This is a genomic window from Luteimonas salinilitoris (assembly GCF_041300785.1).
In the GTDB taxonomy this organism is placed as follows: domain Bacteria; phylum Pseudomonadota; class Gammaproteobacteria; order Xanthomonadales; family Xanthomonadaceae; genus Luteimonas; species Luteimonas salinilitoris.
Window position 1 is genome coordinate 29,005 of sequence record NZ_JBFWIB010000003.1, and the last position, 13,928, is coordinate 42,932.

Sequence of the window (13,928 nt, forward strand, 5' to 3'; positions counted from 1 at the left end):
CGGCGCGCCGCATTAGCGGCATGCCGAACAGATCCGCTCGACCTCGAATCCCTTCGCCTGCAGCTTCTCGACCACGCCGTCGTCGCCGAGCAGGTGCAGCGCGCCGACCACGACCAGGGTGTTGCCGCCGGCGGCGTCGCCCAGCAGCGCTTCGATCTCCGGCACCCAGGCGTCGTTGCGCTCGACGTTGATGCGGTGGTAGAGCGCCGGGAACTGCTCGCGCATCTCCGCCGCCATGCCTTCCCACATCGCCCGCGCATCGCCGCCGCGCCAGGCGGCATGGAGCTTCTCGATCTCCTTGCGGCCCTCGGCGCCGGTCGAGTCGAGCGACTCCTGCAGGAACTGCAGCTGCTCCTTGCGATCCATGCCGTCGAGGAAGGCGATCTGCTGCTCGCCGGTCTCCAGGCCGGACGTGGGCTTGCCGGCCTCCTGCGCGCGCGTGGCGAAATGCGTATCCAGTCCGAGCGCCGGATCGAGGCCGTAGTTGGTCATCTCGGTGATGGTGACCATCAACGCGACGAACCAGGGTTCGAACATCTGCATGGTCTGCGGCGTCAGCTGCATCTTCTGCAGGGTCGCGGCATTGGCGTCCAGCCAGCGCTTGAGGCCGGCGGCGGTTTCCTCGGGCAGCTCGCTGTCGAGCAGGGTGCCGTCGGTGCGCATGGCCGCCTGCCCCATCTTCATGCCGAGGGCAGGCGAATTCATCTCGTCCGGCGGGATTTCGAAGACCAGCTTGTCGACGTCGTCGAAGGCGGCGTCCACGTCCGCCGACAGCGGATAGTCCGCGGGCTTGAGCAGATGGAACGAGCCGAGCAGGTACACGGCGCCGGACTCGCCCGACACCTTCCACAGCAACGGCACCGGCGGCACGGCGCCTGCGGCGGCAGACGGCGGCGCCGCGGTCTGCGGCTTCTCGGCAAAAGCGAAACCGGCCGCTGCGACAGCGGCAACGGCGAGCGACAGCAGCAGCGACTTGAGCGAACGGCGGTTCAACAGGCGCATGAAGACATCCTTGCTTTGCGTGGAAATCAGATGGCGGGCTTGCCGTAGGCCTTCTCGCCGGCGGTGATCGCCAGGTCGAGCCGGTTCTCCTGCGGCGGCAGCGGGCAGGTCGCATGCGCGGTGAACGCGCACGGCGGGCTGTAGGTGCGATTGAAGTCGAGCACGACGTTCCCCGCTTCGTCGGCGGCCGGCGCATTCAGGTAGCGCCCGGCGCCGTAGCTGCCCTGGCCGTTGGTGCGATCGGCGAGGATCAGGAACAGGCCGCCCATGCCGTCGTCCAGCGCTTCCAGGCGATGGGTGCGGCCGTCGCGCTCGAACTCGACCGCGCCGGGGTTGGGCATCGGCTCGAGCATGCCGATGATGTTGGCGATCTCGATGGTCTTGCCCGGCGGGTGCGCGACGAAACGCCCCTGCACGCGCCAGCCCGAATCGGCGGGCCAGTAGTCGAGACCGGCGAAACCGGTCCGTGCCTCGGCCTCGGCATGGCGCACGCGCAGCGCGCGCCTGTGGCCGCGCTCGATCACGCTGATCTCGCCCTTGCCGTCGTCGAAACCGATCACGCTCGGCGTCTCGCTGCGGTCGCCGTGCAGTTCGGCGCGGGCGGTGAAGGGTTCGCCGTCGAGGGTGAGGTCGACGCCGCGCTCGGGCGTGAAGTACAGGCGCCCGCCCTCCTGCTGCAGCAGGCCGATCCGCGGCGGTCCCTTGGCCAGGCGCAGGCCGCTGTCGCTGCCGACGTAGTGCGCCTTGAGCTCGATCCAGTGCAGGCCGACCAGGCCGGTCCAGCCGTCCGGCGCCACCAGGCTTTCCTCCCGCTGCTCGCGCCAGGCTTCCAGCTCGCGCACGAAGGCGGCATCGGCGGCCGGTGCCGCGACCGGCGCGTCGCCGTCGTCCGATGCTGCGGCCACATCCTGCGCCGTATCCCGTCCGCATCCGGCCAGGCCCGCCGCGAGCACCGCGGCCATCCACGCAACCCTTGTCGTCTTTCCCATTTCAACGCCCCCGCATGAACCAGCGATCGATCTCTGCCAGGCCGAACCGCGCCCAGGTCGGACGCCCATGATTGCATTGCCCGGAACGCTCCGTCGCCTCCATCTGCCGCAGCAGTGCGTTCATCTCCGGCACCGTCAGGCGGCGGTTGGCGCGCACCGCGCCGTGGCAGGCCATGGTCGACAGCAACTCGTCGCGCGCGCTGGCGACGCGGCGGCTTTCGCCGTGTTCGCGCAGGTCCGCCAGCACGTCGCGCAGCAGCGCCTCGGTGTCGCCCTCGGCCAGCAGTGCCGGCACGCCGCGCAGCAGCAGCGACTGCGGCCCGCCGCGCGAGACCTCGAAGCCGAGTTCGGACAGCGTCGCGGCCTCGCGCTCGGCGACGTCGGCCTCGCGTTCGGAGACCGCAACCGCCTGCGGCACCAGCAGGGGCTGCACGCGCAGGCCCTCGCTGTCGTGCGCGGTCTTCAGCTTCTCGTAGCCGATGCGCTCGTGCGCGGCGTGCATGTCCACCACCACCAGGCCGTCGGCGCACTGGCTGAGGATGAAGACCCCATGCAGCTGTGCCAGCGCATAGCCCAGCGGCGGGATGCCGGCCTCGTCGTGCTCCGGCATCGCCGCGGGCGCGGCCGACATCGGCGGCGCGCCGTAGAGCGCGGCGTAGCCGGCGCGGGCCTCGTCGATGCGCAGCGCCAGGCCGGACTGGTCGCGCGAGGACGGCTGCCACTGCGGCGACGCCGGTGTGCCGGCCTGCAAGGCGGCCGCGCCGCCGCCGGCGCCCGCGGTCATCGCCGGGACCGGCTGCAGGCCGGCGCGGGTCTCGGCCAGCGCGTCATGCAGCGTGCGGTAGACGAAATCGTGCACCAGGCGCGCATCGCGGAAGCGCACCTCGTGCTTGGCCGGGTGCACGTTGACGTCGACGCGGGCCGGCTCGAGTTCCAGGAACAGCACGTACGCCGGCTGGCGGCCGTGGTAGAGCACGTCGGCATAGGCCTGCCTGACCGCATGCGCGACGCTGCGGTCGCGCACCGCGCGGCCGTTGGCGTAGAGGTACTGCTGGTCGGCGCTGGCGCGCGAATACGCCGGCTGCGCGATCCAGCCGTGCAGGCGCAGGCCCGCGCCCTCGTGTTCGACGCGCAGCGCGTGTTTCGCGAACTCGCCGCCCAGGGTCTCGTTGAGGCGCTCGTCGGAGAACAGCGCGCCGCCGCCCTTGTAGCGCCGCGACGGCTTGCCGTTGTGCGAGACCCGCAGCTCCACGTCCGGGCGCGACAGCGCCAGCGAGCGCAGCCATTCCTCGATGTGGCCGAGCTCGGTGCGCTCGGCGCGCAGGAACTTGCGCCGCGCCGGCACGTTGTAGAACAGGTCGCGCACCTCGACCGTGGTGCCCGGCGGGTGCGGTCTCGGCGCCACCGCGGCGACGCGGCCGCCGTCCACCGCCAGCACGGCGCCGTGGGCATCGTCGGGACGGCGCGAGGCGATCGAAAAGCGGCTGACGGAAGCGATCGACGGCAACGCCTCGCCGCGGAAGCCGAGCGTGGCCACCGCCTCCAGGTCGTCGAGCGAGGCGATCTTGCTGGTGGCATGCCGCGAGACCGCCAGCGGCAGATCGTCCGCGGCGATGCCGCCGCCGTCGTCGCGGACGCGCACCAGGCGCACCCCGCCCTCCTCCAGGTCGATGTCCACGCGCAGGGCGCCGGCATCGAGTGCGTTCTCCACCAGTTCCTTGACCACGGACGCCGGGCGCTCGACCACCTCGCCGGCGGCGATCTGGTTGACGAGGGTGTCGGGGAGTTGGCGGATGTTCAAGGCTGAAGCGGCGCCGACGGCGCCGTCACGATGGATCAGCCCCGATGATAACGGCAGCGCCCGCCCACATGCGTAGGAGCGCGCCATGCGCGCGATACCGCGGACATTTCGCCGCCACGGGATTCCGGCCACCGGCGCGGCTTCCGGCTCGCGACAGGACCGCCGATGGCCGGGACCGGAGAGATCGCCGGCATCGCGGGCGTGGCCCGCTCCTACGAAGGGCGGACCCGACGGCGACGACACGGAACGCTCAGGGGCTGCCGCCGCCCGCGGCGCCGCCGCTGCCGTTCGCCGCGGCCGCGCGCGCGGCATACAGCGTGCCCGGCGGCGGCTGCGCGGAGAAATAGGTGTTGACGCCGTCGAGCACCGCGCGCGCCACCGTTCGCTGGAACTTCGGATCGACCAGCCGCTTCTCCTCGTCCGGATTGGACAGGAAGGCGGTTTCCACCAGCATCGCCGGCATGTCCGAGGTGCGCAGCACGGCGAAGTTGGCGCGCTCGATGTGCGGCTTGTGGTTGTTGCCGATGCGCTTGAGGCCGTCGAGGATGTGACTGCCGGCATCCTCGGACGCCTTCATCTGCCCGCTCTGGGTGAGATCCAGCAGCACCGAGGCCAGGGTGTCGTCGGCTTCCTGCAGGCGCACGCCGCCGATCAGGTCGGCCGCGTTCTCCTTGTCGGCGAGCCAGCGCGCGCGCTGCGAAGACGCCCCGCGCAGCGACAGCACGTATACCGAGGATCCCTTGGCGTTGCGGTTGTGCGCGGCATCGGCATGGATCGAAATGAACATGTCGGCGCCGGCCTCGCGCGCCAGCTGGGCGCGGCGGTTGAGCGGGATGAACACGTCGCGATCGCGGGTGAGATACGACTTGAGCCCGGGCGTGGCATCGATCTGCCGGCCCAGCTCGCGCGCGATCGCCAGGGTGATGTCCTTCTCGCGCTTGCCGCTCGGCCCGACCGCACCCGGGTCCTGGCCGCCGTGGCCGGGATCGATGGCGATGACCAGCGGACGCATCCCCGCGGTGGATGACGGCGGGCGCGGCGTCGGCACCGCCTGTGCCTGGCGAGGCGCGGGTTCGTTCGTGGAAGCGGCCGGGACCGGCGATTGCGGCGCCGGATTGCGCGAGGGTGGCGGTGTCGATGCCGGTGCCGGATTCGAGGGCGTCACGGCGGCGGCAATGCCGGAGATGAGGCGCGTCGTGGCCGCGCTCGAGGCCACGGCGGGATCGGCGCGGGCGGGCGCAGCGGCCTCCGCGGGGCCCTCGGATACCTGTGCGATGACGCGTCCGATCGGATCGCTACCGCCGCTGTCGCCCGGCCACTCCACCACCAGGCGCACGCCGTCGGCACCAGGCTCGAACCTCGGGCCGAGCGCGGTCACCGGCTCGGCCAGGTCGAACACGATGCGGGTCACGCCCGGCTCCGGTTGGCCGCTGCGCACGGCGCGCACCAGCCCCGCGGGGGCCGGCAGCTTGACGCCGCTGCCCAGTACGGCACCGGGCAGATCGATCACCAGCCGATCGGGGTTGGCGAGGGTGATGACCTTGAATTCGGTTTCTTTCGCCAGCGCCAGCTCCGCGCGGGTGCCGGTGGCGCCGGCATCCAGGCGCAAGTGCTTGATTTCAGAAGCTTCGGCCACGCTCCACAGCAGCCCGGCCAGCAGTGCCAGACCGAGCAGGATTTCCTGAAGACGGGCTCCCCGTACGCGCATGGCAGTTAGTCAAGCACCAAGACGCATTCTTTGCAAGCACTTTTTCCTTTGAAATCCGTGGCCTGCCACCCCTTCCTACGGTCACGGTTCAGGAAGCGGCCGCAACTCGCGCACCAGGTCCCCGAGCACCGGCGCCGACAGCCAGGCGGCCCCCCGCGGCCCACGGCCCAGCAGTCGTGCGCTGCGGCCGGGGCCGGCGATCTCCAGCGCCACCTCCAGATCCGGCTGCGGCAGCGCCCCGGCGCCGCGCTCGGGCCATTCCACCAGCCACAGCGCCGCCGGCACCTCGTCCAGTCCCAGGAACTCCAGTTCGCCGGCATCGCCGATCCGGTAGAGGTCCAGGTGCAGGGCCTCGCCCGCCGCGCCGAGCGGGTAGCGCTCGACCAGGGTGTAGGTGGGGCTGCGGACCGTGCCGACCACGCCCAGCGCCCGCAGCCAGGCGCGCGCCAGGGTCGACTTGCCGGCGCCGAGATCGCCGCGCAGATGCACGACGGCGTGCGCGGGCTGCGTGGCCGCCAACGCCCGGGCGAGCGCCTGCGTCGCCGCTTCGTCGGGCAGGTACAGGCGCTCGGCGCCGCTCATGGGTTGACCAGCCGCCGCAGCGGCTCGAACAGGTCCGACGGCAGCAGGCCGCGCTCCCCGCCGGCCTGCGCCGCCAGGTCGCCGGCGACGGCATGCAGCAGCGCGCCGGTGGCGGCGGCGTCGAAGGCGGAAAAGCCCTGCGCACGCAGCGCGGCGACACAGCCGGTGAGCACGTCTCCGGTGCCGCCGACCGCCAGGCCGGGATTGCCGGCGGCGATCACCTGCGGCAGCTCGCCCGGCGCCGCGACCACGCTGCCGGCGCCCTTGAGCACCACCGCGCAGCCGAAGCAGGCGCACAGCAGGTGCGCGGCCGCGAAGCGGTTGGCCTGCACCTCGCTGCCGGAGATGCCGAGCAGCCGCGCCGCTTCGCCCGGATGCGGCGTCAGCACCGTGCCGGCGGGCGGCGACTGCGCGTTGCGCGCCAGCAGGTTGAGCGCATCGGCGTCGAGGACCAGCGGCTTGCCGCAGGCCAGCGCCGCGGCATGCAGCGCAGCGCCCCACTCGCCCTCGCCCAGTCCGGGGCCGACGGCCAGCACGTCGGCGCGCCGGAACAACGGCGGCAGCACCGTGGCGGATTCGACCGCCTGCACCATCGCCTCGGGCCGTCGCGCCAGCAACGCCGCGACGTGCGCCGCACGCGTGGCCACGCTGACCAGCCCGGCGCCGCAGCGCAGCGCCGCCTCGGCCGCCAGCATCACCGCACCGCCCTTGCCCGCGTCGCCGCCGATGCACAGCACGTGGCCGGAGTGGCCCTTGTGGCTGTTGCGCGGGCGCGGCCGGAACCGCGTCGGAAGATCCTCCGCGCGCAGGCAGCCGGCGACAGGTTTGACCTGCGCCAGCACGTCCCCGGGCACGTCGAGGCTCGCCAGCGACAGCGCGCCGACATGGTCCAGCGCGTCGCCGGTGTAGAGCCCCGCGTGCGCGGCGATGAACTGCAGCGTCGCCGCGGCGCGGATCGCCCGTCCCGGCGCGCTGCCGCTGTCGGCGTCGATGCCGCTGGGCGCATCGAGCGCCAGCACCGGCACCGGCGCGGCGTTGATCGCTTCGATCAGCGCGCCGCAGGGTTCGTCCGGCGCACGCGACAGGCCGATGCCGAACAGCGCATCGACCAGCACGTCCGCCGCCGGAAGCGCACCGTCGTAGCGCTCGATGCGGCCGCCGCCGTCGCGGTAGGCCTCGCAGGCGCGCTGCGCCAGCCCGCCTCGCGGCGCATGCGCCTCGAGCCGCACCACGCACACGTCGCGCCCGGAATCGAACGCATGCCGCGCCAGCACGTAACCGTCGCCACCGTTGTTGCCGGGTCCGCAGGCCACCACGATCCGCTGCGCCTGCGGCCAGCGCCGCAGCAGTTCGCGCCAGGCCGCCTGCCCGGCGCGCCGCATCAGCTCGAAGGCGTCGCCGCCCAGTTGCTGCGTCGCCGCCGCTTCCAGTGCACGCAGCGCGGCACCGTCGTACAGGTGTTCCGGATCGCGGAGACGGGCGGCGCTCATGGGCCGGATTCTACCTGCGCCCGTCATCGTGTCGGCGGACCGATCTCCTGGCCTCTCCCTCGGCTGACCTGGTCGCATTCCGCCGCCCGCGAAAGGAGACTCTCCGGCTGTGCTTCCCGGCAGCGAGTGAAGGCATTCCGGACGCGGATGAACGCGGATGAAGCACTCGACCATGAACCGATCCGCGTTTGTCCGCGTTGATCCGCGTCCAAAGACGCTTTCCGAGCGCACCCGCGATCGCCGCGGCTGCCGGCTGAACCGTGATCAGGAGAAAGCACGGCGACGGGGCGACGGCACCGGTCTCCGCTCTACACTTGTCGGATGCCGTCCAATGCTCCCGCACAGGCACGCCAGGCCGATCCCGATCCGATCGAGCTCGCTGCGCTCGCGGCGCGGATCCGCACGCTCGCGCGCGAGGCCGGCTTCCAGCGCTGCGGCATCGCCGGCATCGAGCTGGGCGAGGACGAGGCGCACCTGCGCGACTGGCTGGCACGGGGGCTGTACGGCTCGATGGACTGGATGGCCCGGCACGGCGACAAGCGGTCGCGGCCGCAGGAACTGGTGCCCGGGACGGTGCGGGTGATTTCCGTCGGCCTCGACTACGGCCGCGACGATGGTGACGGGAGCTGGCGAACGCTGGCCGACGGCGAGCGCGCCTACGTCGCCCGCTATGCGCTCGGTCGCGACTACCACAAGCTGATGCGCCACCGGCTGCAGAAGCTGGCCGACCGCGTCGCGGAAGAGATCGGCCCGTTCGGCCATCGCGTGTTCGTCGACTCGGCGCCGGTGCTCGAGCGCGCGCTGGCGCGCAACGCCGGGCTCGGCTGGATCGGCAAGCACACCTGCCTGATCGATCGCGACGGCGGTTCCTGGTTCTTCCTCGGCGAACTCTATGTCGACCTGCCGCTGCCGATCGATGCCCCGGCCAGCGCCCACTGCGGCAGCTGCACGCGCTGCATCGACATCTGCCCGACCCGTGCGATCGTCGCCCCGCACCGGCTCGATGCGCGTCGCTGCATCAGCTATCTCACCATCGAGCACGACGGCGCCATCCCGGAAGACCTGCGCCCGGCGATCGGCAACCGCATCTTCGGCTGCGACGACTGCCAGCTGGTCTGTCCCTGGAACAAGTTCGCCAGGCGCAGCGACGAGCCCGACTTCCGCACCCGCAACGATCTCGACACGGCCACCCTGGCCGACCTGTTCGCCTGGGACGAGGACGAGTTCCTGCGCCGCACCGAAGGCTCGGCGATCCGCCGCAGCGGCCACCGGCGCTGGCTGCGCAATATCGCCGTGGCGTTGGGCAATGCACCGACTACGCCGGCAGTCGTGGCGGCGCTGCAATCGCGCGCCGATGAGTCGGACGCCATGGTGCGTGAGCATGTGCACTGGGCGTTGGCGCGCCACGGCGAACGCTCGTAGGCACCGGCGCCACGCCCGCGACGCCGGGGTGTCGAATGCGGGTGTGCGAGCTGCACGGAGGCCGCGAGCATCCGCGGCATCGCGCGCATGGCGCGCTCCTACGGTGCGCGGGGGACTTCCGCGATGCGCGCCATCAGGTAGACATCGGCATAGGCGCCATCGCGCAGCGCGTAGCCGCGCGCATGGCCTTCACGGACGAAGCCGTGTTTCTCGTACAGCGCGATCCCGGCCAGGTTGTCGGTGTAGACCTCGAGTTCCAACCGGCGCACGCCGTGCCAGCGCTCGGCGGTGTCGATCACCGCACGCAGCAGCTGCGTGCCGATCCCGTGGCCCTGCCGCGCCGCGGCGACCGCCATGCCGAGATTGGCGACGTGACGGCGGCGCGGATTCCGGAATACCTCGAACCCGGCGGCACCGGCCAGCTCCCCGTCGACGCCGTCGATCGCGACCAGCTGCACCACGTGTTTCGGCGGATCGGCCAGCGCCTGCTCCCAGGCGGCCTGCGACGGGAATGGTGGCTGCAGCGTCGCGGCGTAGGCATCGCGCGCGGAGAACAGCGCATGCAGCCCGGCGGCATCCTCCGGCTCGGCATGGCGGATGCGGATGCCGTCGCTCATCCGCCGGAACGGCGGCGGGAGATCTCGGTCAGCAGTTCGCGGGTGACGGGATCGGAGACTTCCGTGGTTTCACCGCGCACGGCCGGCAACAACTCGCCGGCGATGCGCTTGCCCAGTTCCACGCCCCACTGGTCGAAGGCGTTGACGCCCCACAGCACCGACTGCGCGTAGACACTGTGCTCGTACAGCGCGATCAGCGCGCCCAGCGAGGCGGGGGTGAGCGCGTCGAGCAGCAGCAGCGTCGACGGCCGGTTGCCGGGATAGGTCTTCTGCGGATCGCCATCCGAGTGGCCGTTGGCCAGCGCCTCGGTCTGCGCCAGCAGGTTGGACAGCAGCGCGGCGTGGTTCTCGGCGTAGGCATGATCGGGATTGACCACGCCGATGAAGTCCGCGGGCACGGTCTGCGTGCCCTGGTGCAGGGCCTGGAAGAAGCTGTGCTGCGAGTTGGTGCCCGCCCCGCCCCACAGCACCGGCACCGTGTCGACGCCGGCGGCCTGCCCTGCCGGCGTGACCGACTTGCCCAGGCTTTCCATCACCAACTGCTGCAGGTAGGCCGGCAGCAGCGCCAGGCGCTCGTCGTAGGGCAGCACCGCATGGGTCGACAGGCCGAGCGCGTTGCGGTTCCACACCACCGAGAGCGCATGCAGGATCGGCAGGTTGCGTTCCGGCGGCGCCTGCAGCGCGTGCGCGTCCATCTCCGCGGCGCCGGCCAGCAGTTCCTCGAAGCGCGGCATGCCGATGGCGAGCGCGATCGCGAAGCCGACCGCCGACCACAGCGAGTAGCGTCCGCCCACCCAGTCCCACATCGGCAGCACGCGTTCGGCCGCGACGCCGAACGCTTCCGCCTTCGGCACGTTGGCACTGACCGCGTACAGGCGCTCGCCGCCGCCGAGCCAGTCCTTGAGGATCCGGCCGTTGAGCAGCGTTTCCTGGGTACCGAAACTCTTCGATACCAGGATCGCCGCGGTGCGCGCGGGATCCAGCCCGCGCAGCGTGTGCTGCGCATCGCTGCCGTCGACGTTGGTGAGGAAATGCACGCGGAAGCGCCCGCTGTGCGCGTCCTTCAACGCGTCGGCGACCAGGCGCGGGCCGAGATCGGAGCCGCCGATGCCGACGTTGACGATGTCGGTCACATCGGAGGCGGCCAGGTCGTCGACCAGCTTCGCCATCCGCGCGTGCGCCTGCGCCGCCTGTGCCTGCGCGTCACGTGCGACCTCGCCTGCGCCCAGCGCCGAGCGCAGCGCGACGTGCAGGGCGGGACGGTCTTCCGAAACGTTGACCCGTTCGCCGTCGAACAGCGCGCGGAACGCCTGCGGCAGTGCGCAGGCGTCGGCCAGCTGCAGCAGCGCATCGAGTGCATCGCGGTCGATGCGCTGGCGCGAGAAGTTGGCATAGAGGGGACCGACACGCAGCGACAGGTCGCCGGCGCGCGCCGGATCGGCGGCGATCAGCTCGGCGATCCGGATAGAGGACAAGCGCTGTGCGTGCGGTGCCAGGGAACCGGTGAGCCGCTGCGCTGCCGTCATGCTCAGGCCGCCTGCGCCGGGATCGAATCGTTGGTGTGGGTCAGCCGGTTCTGGCGGTCGACGTAGACCAGGGTCGGCCTGAACTGCTCGGCCTCGGCCTCGTCGCAGGCGCCGTAGGCACAGATGATCACCAGGTCGCCGGGTTGCGCCTTGTGCGCGGCGGCGCCGTTGACCGAGATGGTGCCGCTGCCGGCCTCGGCGCGGATCGCGTAGGTCGCGAAGCGCTCGCCGTTGTTGATGTTGTAGATCTCCACGCGCTCGTACTCGCGGATGCCGGAGATCTCGAGCAGGCGCGCGTCGATCGCGCACGAGCCCTCGTAGTGCAGCTCGGCGTGGGTCACCGTGGCGCGGTGGATCTTGGCTTTGAGCAGGGTCAGGTGCATGGCATCGCTCGCCGGATCGCGGCTGTCAGGGCGCGGAAATCCGCTGATTCCGGAAGTATAGGGGCGATTTTCTGCATCGCAACATAGGCCCGGACGCGAGTTCAGGAAACCGCCAAACGACTCTCGCCGCGCCCGTGACCCTCAGCCGGGCGGCAGTTCGAACTCGAGATTGTCGATCAGCCGCGTCGCGCCCAGCCGCGCCGCCGCCAGCGCGACCCGCGGGCCGTCGGTGCCCGCCTCCGGTTCGGCCAGTGCCGGCGTGCGGATCACCGCATAGTCGACCTGGAAACCGGCCGCCTGCAGGCGCGAACGCGCCGCGGCTTCCGCCGACGCCCGCGATTCGCCCGCCCACGCCGCATCGCGCATCGCCAGCAGGGCGCGATGCAGCTCCGGCGCAACGCTGCGTTCCGCTTCCGACAGGTACTGGTTGCGCGAACTCATGGCCAACCCGTCCGCTTCGCGCACGGTGTCGCCGGCAAGCAACCGCAACGGGAACGCGAGATCGCGGACCAGATCGCGGATCACCGCCAGCTGCTGGTAATCCTTGCGGCCGAACGCGGCGACGTCCGGCTGCACCTGGTTGAACAGTCGCGACACTACCGTGCACACGCCATCGAAATGACCGGGACGATGGGCGCCGTCGAGCACCTCGGTGACGCCGGGCACGCGCATGCGCACCGCGTGCTCGGCACCGAACGGATACATGGTCTCGACCGACGGCTGCCAGACGAGATCGCAGCCGGCCGCCTCGAGCCCGGCGGCATCCCGTTCCGGGGTGCGCGGGTAGCGCGCGAAATCCTCGCCGGGGCCGAACTGGGTGGGATTGACGAACACGCTGGCGACCACGCGGTCGGCATGGTCGCGTGCCAGCCGCACCAGCGAGTAGTGGCCGGCGTGCAGGTTGCCCATGGTCGGCACGAAGCCGATGCGCAGGCCCTCGCGTCGCCAGGCGGCCACGCGCAAGCGCAGGTCGGTCAGTTCGCCGCAGATATCCACTGCCGGATCGCTCCCCCGTGCCCACTCATCCTGCGGGCGGCATGCCGCATTTCCCCTGCGCTTCCAGCGCGTCGATCACGGCCCCCGCCCGGTCCGCGAGTTCCTCGTAGCCACCCTGCTCCCGCGCCCCTTCCCGAACGATCGACAACTGGGCGATCCCGCGCTTGAGATGGATGCAGTTAAGCCGGATGACGTCGTCAAGCTCGCCGCGCTGCGCCGCCTCGATCGTGGACAACCGGGTCGTCACATCGCCCTGCGCCAACTCCCTGGACAGGTACTGGTACAGCATCGAGTCCTGTCGCAAATGCGCCTCCAGCAGCACCCGTGCCGCGAGCGCGGCGCAGATCGATCCGCCGAGGAAGGCGGCGACGAACACGCCCAGCGGCCACAACCGCCGCTGCACTGCCGGCTCCCGGCCGGCTGGGGTCCGCTCAGGCATAGCTATGCGCCTCGTCGGGGAACGACCCGTCACGCACCGCGGCCACGTAGGCCCGCACCGCGCCCGCCACCGAACCGCCCTCTTCCAGGAAGTCCTTGACGAATTTCGGCCGCCGATGACCGCTCTCGAGGCCGAGGAAATCATGCAGCACCAGCACCTGGCCGTCGCAGCCGGCGCCGGCACCGATGCCGATGGTCGGTACGGGACTGGCGGCGGTGATCGCCGACGCCAGCGCCGACGGCACGCATTCGAGCACCAGCAGCGCGGCGCCGGCCGCGGCGACGGCCAGCGCGTCCTCGCGCAGCTTGGCGGCGGCCGCGTCCTCGCGCCCCTGCACCCGGAAGCCGCCGAAGCGCAGCACCGATTGCGGCGTGAGGCCGAGATGGCCGCAGACCGGAATTTCCCGTTCGACCAGGAAACGGATCGTCTCGAGCTTGTGGCCGGCGCCCTCGAGCTTGACCATGCCGGCGCCGGCCTGCAGCAGACGGGTGGCGGCATCGAGCGCCCGCCCGGGCGTGGCATCGGCCTGGAACGGCAGGTCGGCGACCAGCAGCGCGCGCGACAGCCCGCGCGCGACGCAACGGGTGTGGTAGGCGATGTCGTCGACGGTGACCGGCAAGGTGGAAGCCTGCCCCTGCACCACCATGCCGAGCGAATCGCCGACCAGCACCAGGTCGACGCCGCCGTCGTCGCAGGCGCGCGCGAAGCCGGCGTCGTAGGCGGTCAGCATCGCCAGCTTGCGGCCTTCGCGCCGGGCGGCGGCAAGGTCGGGAACGGTCAACGGTCTGGCAGCGGTATTCATGCGCCTAGCTTAACCGCTGCCGCGCCAGGCAGCCGCGCCAGGCAGCCCCTTGGGCGGCGGCGACGATGAACGCGCCGCCGCGCGTCGCGAAGGCGAACAACGGCAGAGACCATCCGTCGTCGGCATGCGCCCCGTCGCGGCTGAAGCCGTCCCCATGCTCTCGCGCGACGA

The 13,928-nt window shown here is 71.6% G+C and carries 13 protein-coding genes; 1 reads left to right on the plus strand and 12 read right to left on the minus strand.

Annotated elements, in window-relative coordinates; translation table 11 throughout:
* Positions 1-12: 12 nt before the first annotated feature.
* The 6 genes from AB5T46_RS06875 to AB5T46_RS06900 all read right to left on the minus strand — a co-directional run bounded on the left by AB5T46_RS06875 (position 13) and on the right by AB5T46_RS06900 (position 7,572).
* On the minus strand, positions 13-1,002 hold the full coding sequence (locus AB5T46_RS06875; RefSeq protein WP_370563146.1) for a TraB/GumN family protein: 990 nt from the start codon (positions 1,000-1,002) through the stop codon (positions 13-15).
* Between the two features lie 26 nt (positions 1,003-1,028).
* A complete protein-coding gene (locus AB5T46_RS06880; protein ID WP_370563147.1) occupies positions 1,029-1,991 on the minus strand; it encodes a DUF1684 domain-containing protein in 963 nt (320 codons plus the stop codon).
* A 1-nt stretch (position 1,992) separates the two neighbouring features.
* Positions 1,993-3,792: a DNA mismatch repair endonuclease MutL gene (gene mutL, locus AB5T46_RS06885; RefSeq protein ID WP_370563148.1), complete on the minus strand. Its 1,800-nt coding sequence runs from the start codon at positions 3,790-3,792 to the stop codon at positions 1,993-1,995.
* A gap of 250 nt (positions 3,793-4,042) precedes the next feature.
* The gene (locus AB5T46_RS06890) at positions 4,043-5,500 is read right to left on the minus strand and encodes an N-acetylmuramoyl-L-alanine amidase (protein ID WP_370563149.1); all 1,458 of its coding nucleotides are present in this window, start codon (positions 5,498-5,500) and stop codon (positions 4,043-4,045) included.
* An 81-nt stretch (positions 5,501-5,581) separates the two neighbouring features.
* Positions 5,582-6,082 (minus strand): tRNA (adenosine(37)-N6)-threonylcarbamoyltransferase complex ATPase subunit type 1 TsaE, encoded by a 501-nt coding sequence (gene tsaE, locus AB5T46_RS06895; RefSeq protein WP_370563150.1) that lies wholly within the window; start codon positions 6,080-6,082, stop codon positions 5,582-5,584.
* Entirely contained in the window at positions 6,079-7,572 is a 1,494-nt protein-coding gene (locus AB5T46_RS06900; protein ID WP_370563151.1) for an NAD(P)H-hydrate dehydratase, read from the minus strand. Before AB5T46_RS06900 ends, tsaE begins: the two co-directional genes overlap by 4 nt.
* Positions 7,573-7,893: 321 nt before the next feature.
* On the opposite strand from AB5T46_RS06900, the gene queG reads away from it, so the two are divergent.
* Positions 7,894-8,994, plus strand: coding sequence for a tRNA epoxyqueuosine(34) reductase QueG (gene queG, locus AB5T46_RS06905; protein ID WP_370563152.1), 1,101 nt, complete (start codon positions 7,894-7,896; stop codon positions 8,992-8,994).
* 98 nt (positions 8,995-9,092) lie between these two features.
* On the opposite strand, the gene AB5T46_RS06910 is transcribed toward queG, so the two are convergent.
* From AB5T46_RS06910 to panB, 6 genes are all read right to left on the minus strand, one after another.
* The gene (locus AB5T46_RS06910) at positions 9,093-9,611 is read right to left on the minus strand and encodes a GNAT family N-acetyltransferase (protein WP_370563153.1); all 519 of its coding nucleotides are present in this window, start codon (positions 9,609-9,611) and stop codon (positions 9,093-9,095) included.
* Complete coding sequence (pgi, locus tag AB5T46_RS06915) at positions 9,608-11,137, minus strand: glucose-6-phosphate isomerase (protein WP_370563154.1); 1,530 nt, start codon at positions 11,135-11,137, stop codon at positions 9,608-9,610. Before pgi ends, AB5T46_RS06910 begins: the two co-directional genes overlap by 4 nt.
* Before the next feature lie 2 nt (positions 11,138-11,139).
* Entirely contained in the window at positions 11,140-11,520 is a 381-nt protein-coding gene (gene panD / locus AB5T46_RS06920; protein ID WP_370563155.1) for an aspartate 1-decarboxylase, read from the minus strand.
* Between the two features lie 141 nt (positions 11,521-11,661).
* The gene (panC, locus tag AB5T46_RS06925; RefSeq protein WP_370563156.1) at positions 11,662-12,516 is read right to left on the minus strand and encodes a pantoate--beta-alanine ligase; all 855 of its coding nucleotides are present in this window, start codon (positions 12,514-12,516) and stop codon (positions 11,662-11,664) included.
* A gap of 25 nt (positions 12,517-12,541) precedes the next feature.
* Entirely contained in the window at positions 12,542-12,919 is a 378-nt protein-coding gene (locus AB5T46_RS06930; RefSeq protein WP_370563157.1) for a hypothetical protein, read from the minus strand.
* 28 nt (positions 12,920-12,947) lie between these two features.
* Positions 12,948-13,757, minus strand: a complete 810-nt coding sequence (gene panB, locus AB5T46_RS06935) for a 3-methyl-2-oxobutanoate hydroxymethyltransferase (protein WP_370563158.1) — start codon at positions 13,755-13,757, stop codon at positions 12,948-12,950.
* Positions 13,758-13,928: the final 171 nt, after the last annotated feature.

Bases quoted from the DNA above. Each gene is read 5' to 3' on its own strand.
- AB5T46_RS06890 (WP_370563149.1), bottom strand. From the start codon at position 5,500: ATGCGCGTACGGGGAGCCCGTCTTCAGGAAATCCTGCTCGGTCTGGCA.
- pgi (WP_370563154.1), bottom strand. From the start codon at position 11,137: ATGACGGCAGCGCAGCGGCTCACCGGTTCCCTGGCACCGCACGCACAG.
- AB5T46_RS06880 (WP_370563147.1), bottom strand. From the start codon at position 1,991: ATGGGAAAGACGACAAGGGTTGCGTGGATGGCCGCGGTGCTCGCGGCG.
- panB (WP_370563158.1), bottom strand. From the start codon at position 13,757: ATGAATACCGCTGCCAGACCGTTGACCGTTCCCGACCTTGCCGCCGCC.
- tsaE (WP_370563150.1), bottom strand. From the start codon at position 6,082: ATGAGCGGCGCCGAGCGCCTGTACCTGCCCGACGAAGCGGCGACGCAG.
- panD (WP_370563155.1), bottom strand. From the start codon at position 11,520: ATGCACCTGACCCTGCTCAAAGCCAAGATCCACCGCGCCACGGTGACC.
- AB5T46_RS06910 (WP_370563153.1), bottom strand. From the start codon at position 9,611: ATGAGCGACGGCATCCGCATCCGCCATGCCGAGCCGGAGGATGCCGCC.
- queG (WP_370563152.1), top strand. From the start codon at position 7,894: ATGCCGTCCAATGCTCCCGCACAGGCACGCCAGGCCGATCCCGATCCG.
- AB5T46_RS06875 (WP_370563146.1), bottom strand. From the start codon at position 1,002: ATGCGCCTGTTGAACCGCCGTTCGCTCAAGTCGCTGCTGCTGTCGCTC.
- AB5T46_RS06900 (WP_370563151.1), bottom strand. From the start codon at position 7,572: ATGAGCGCCGCCCGTCTCCGCGATCCGGAACACCTGTACGACGGTGCC.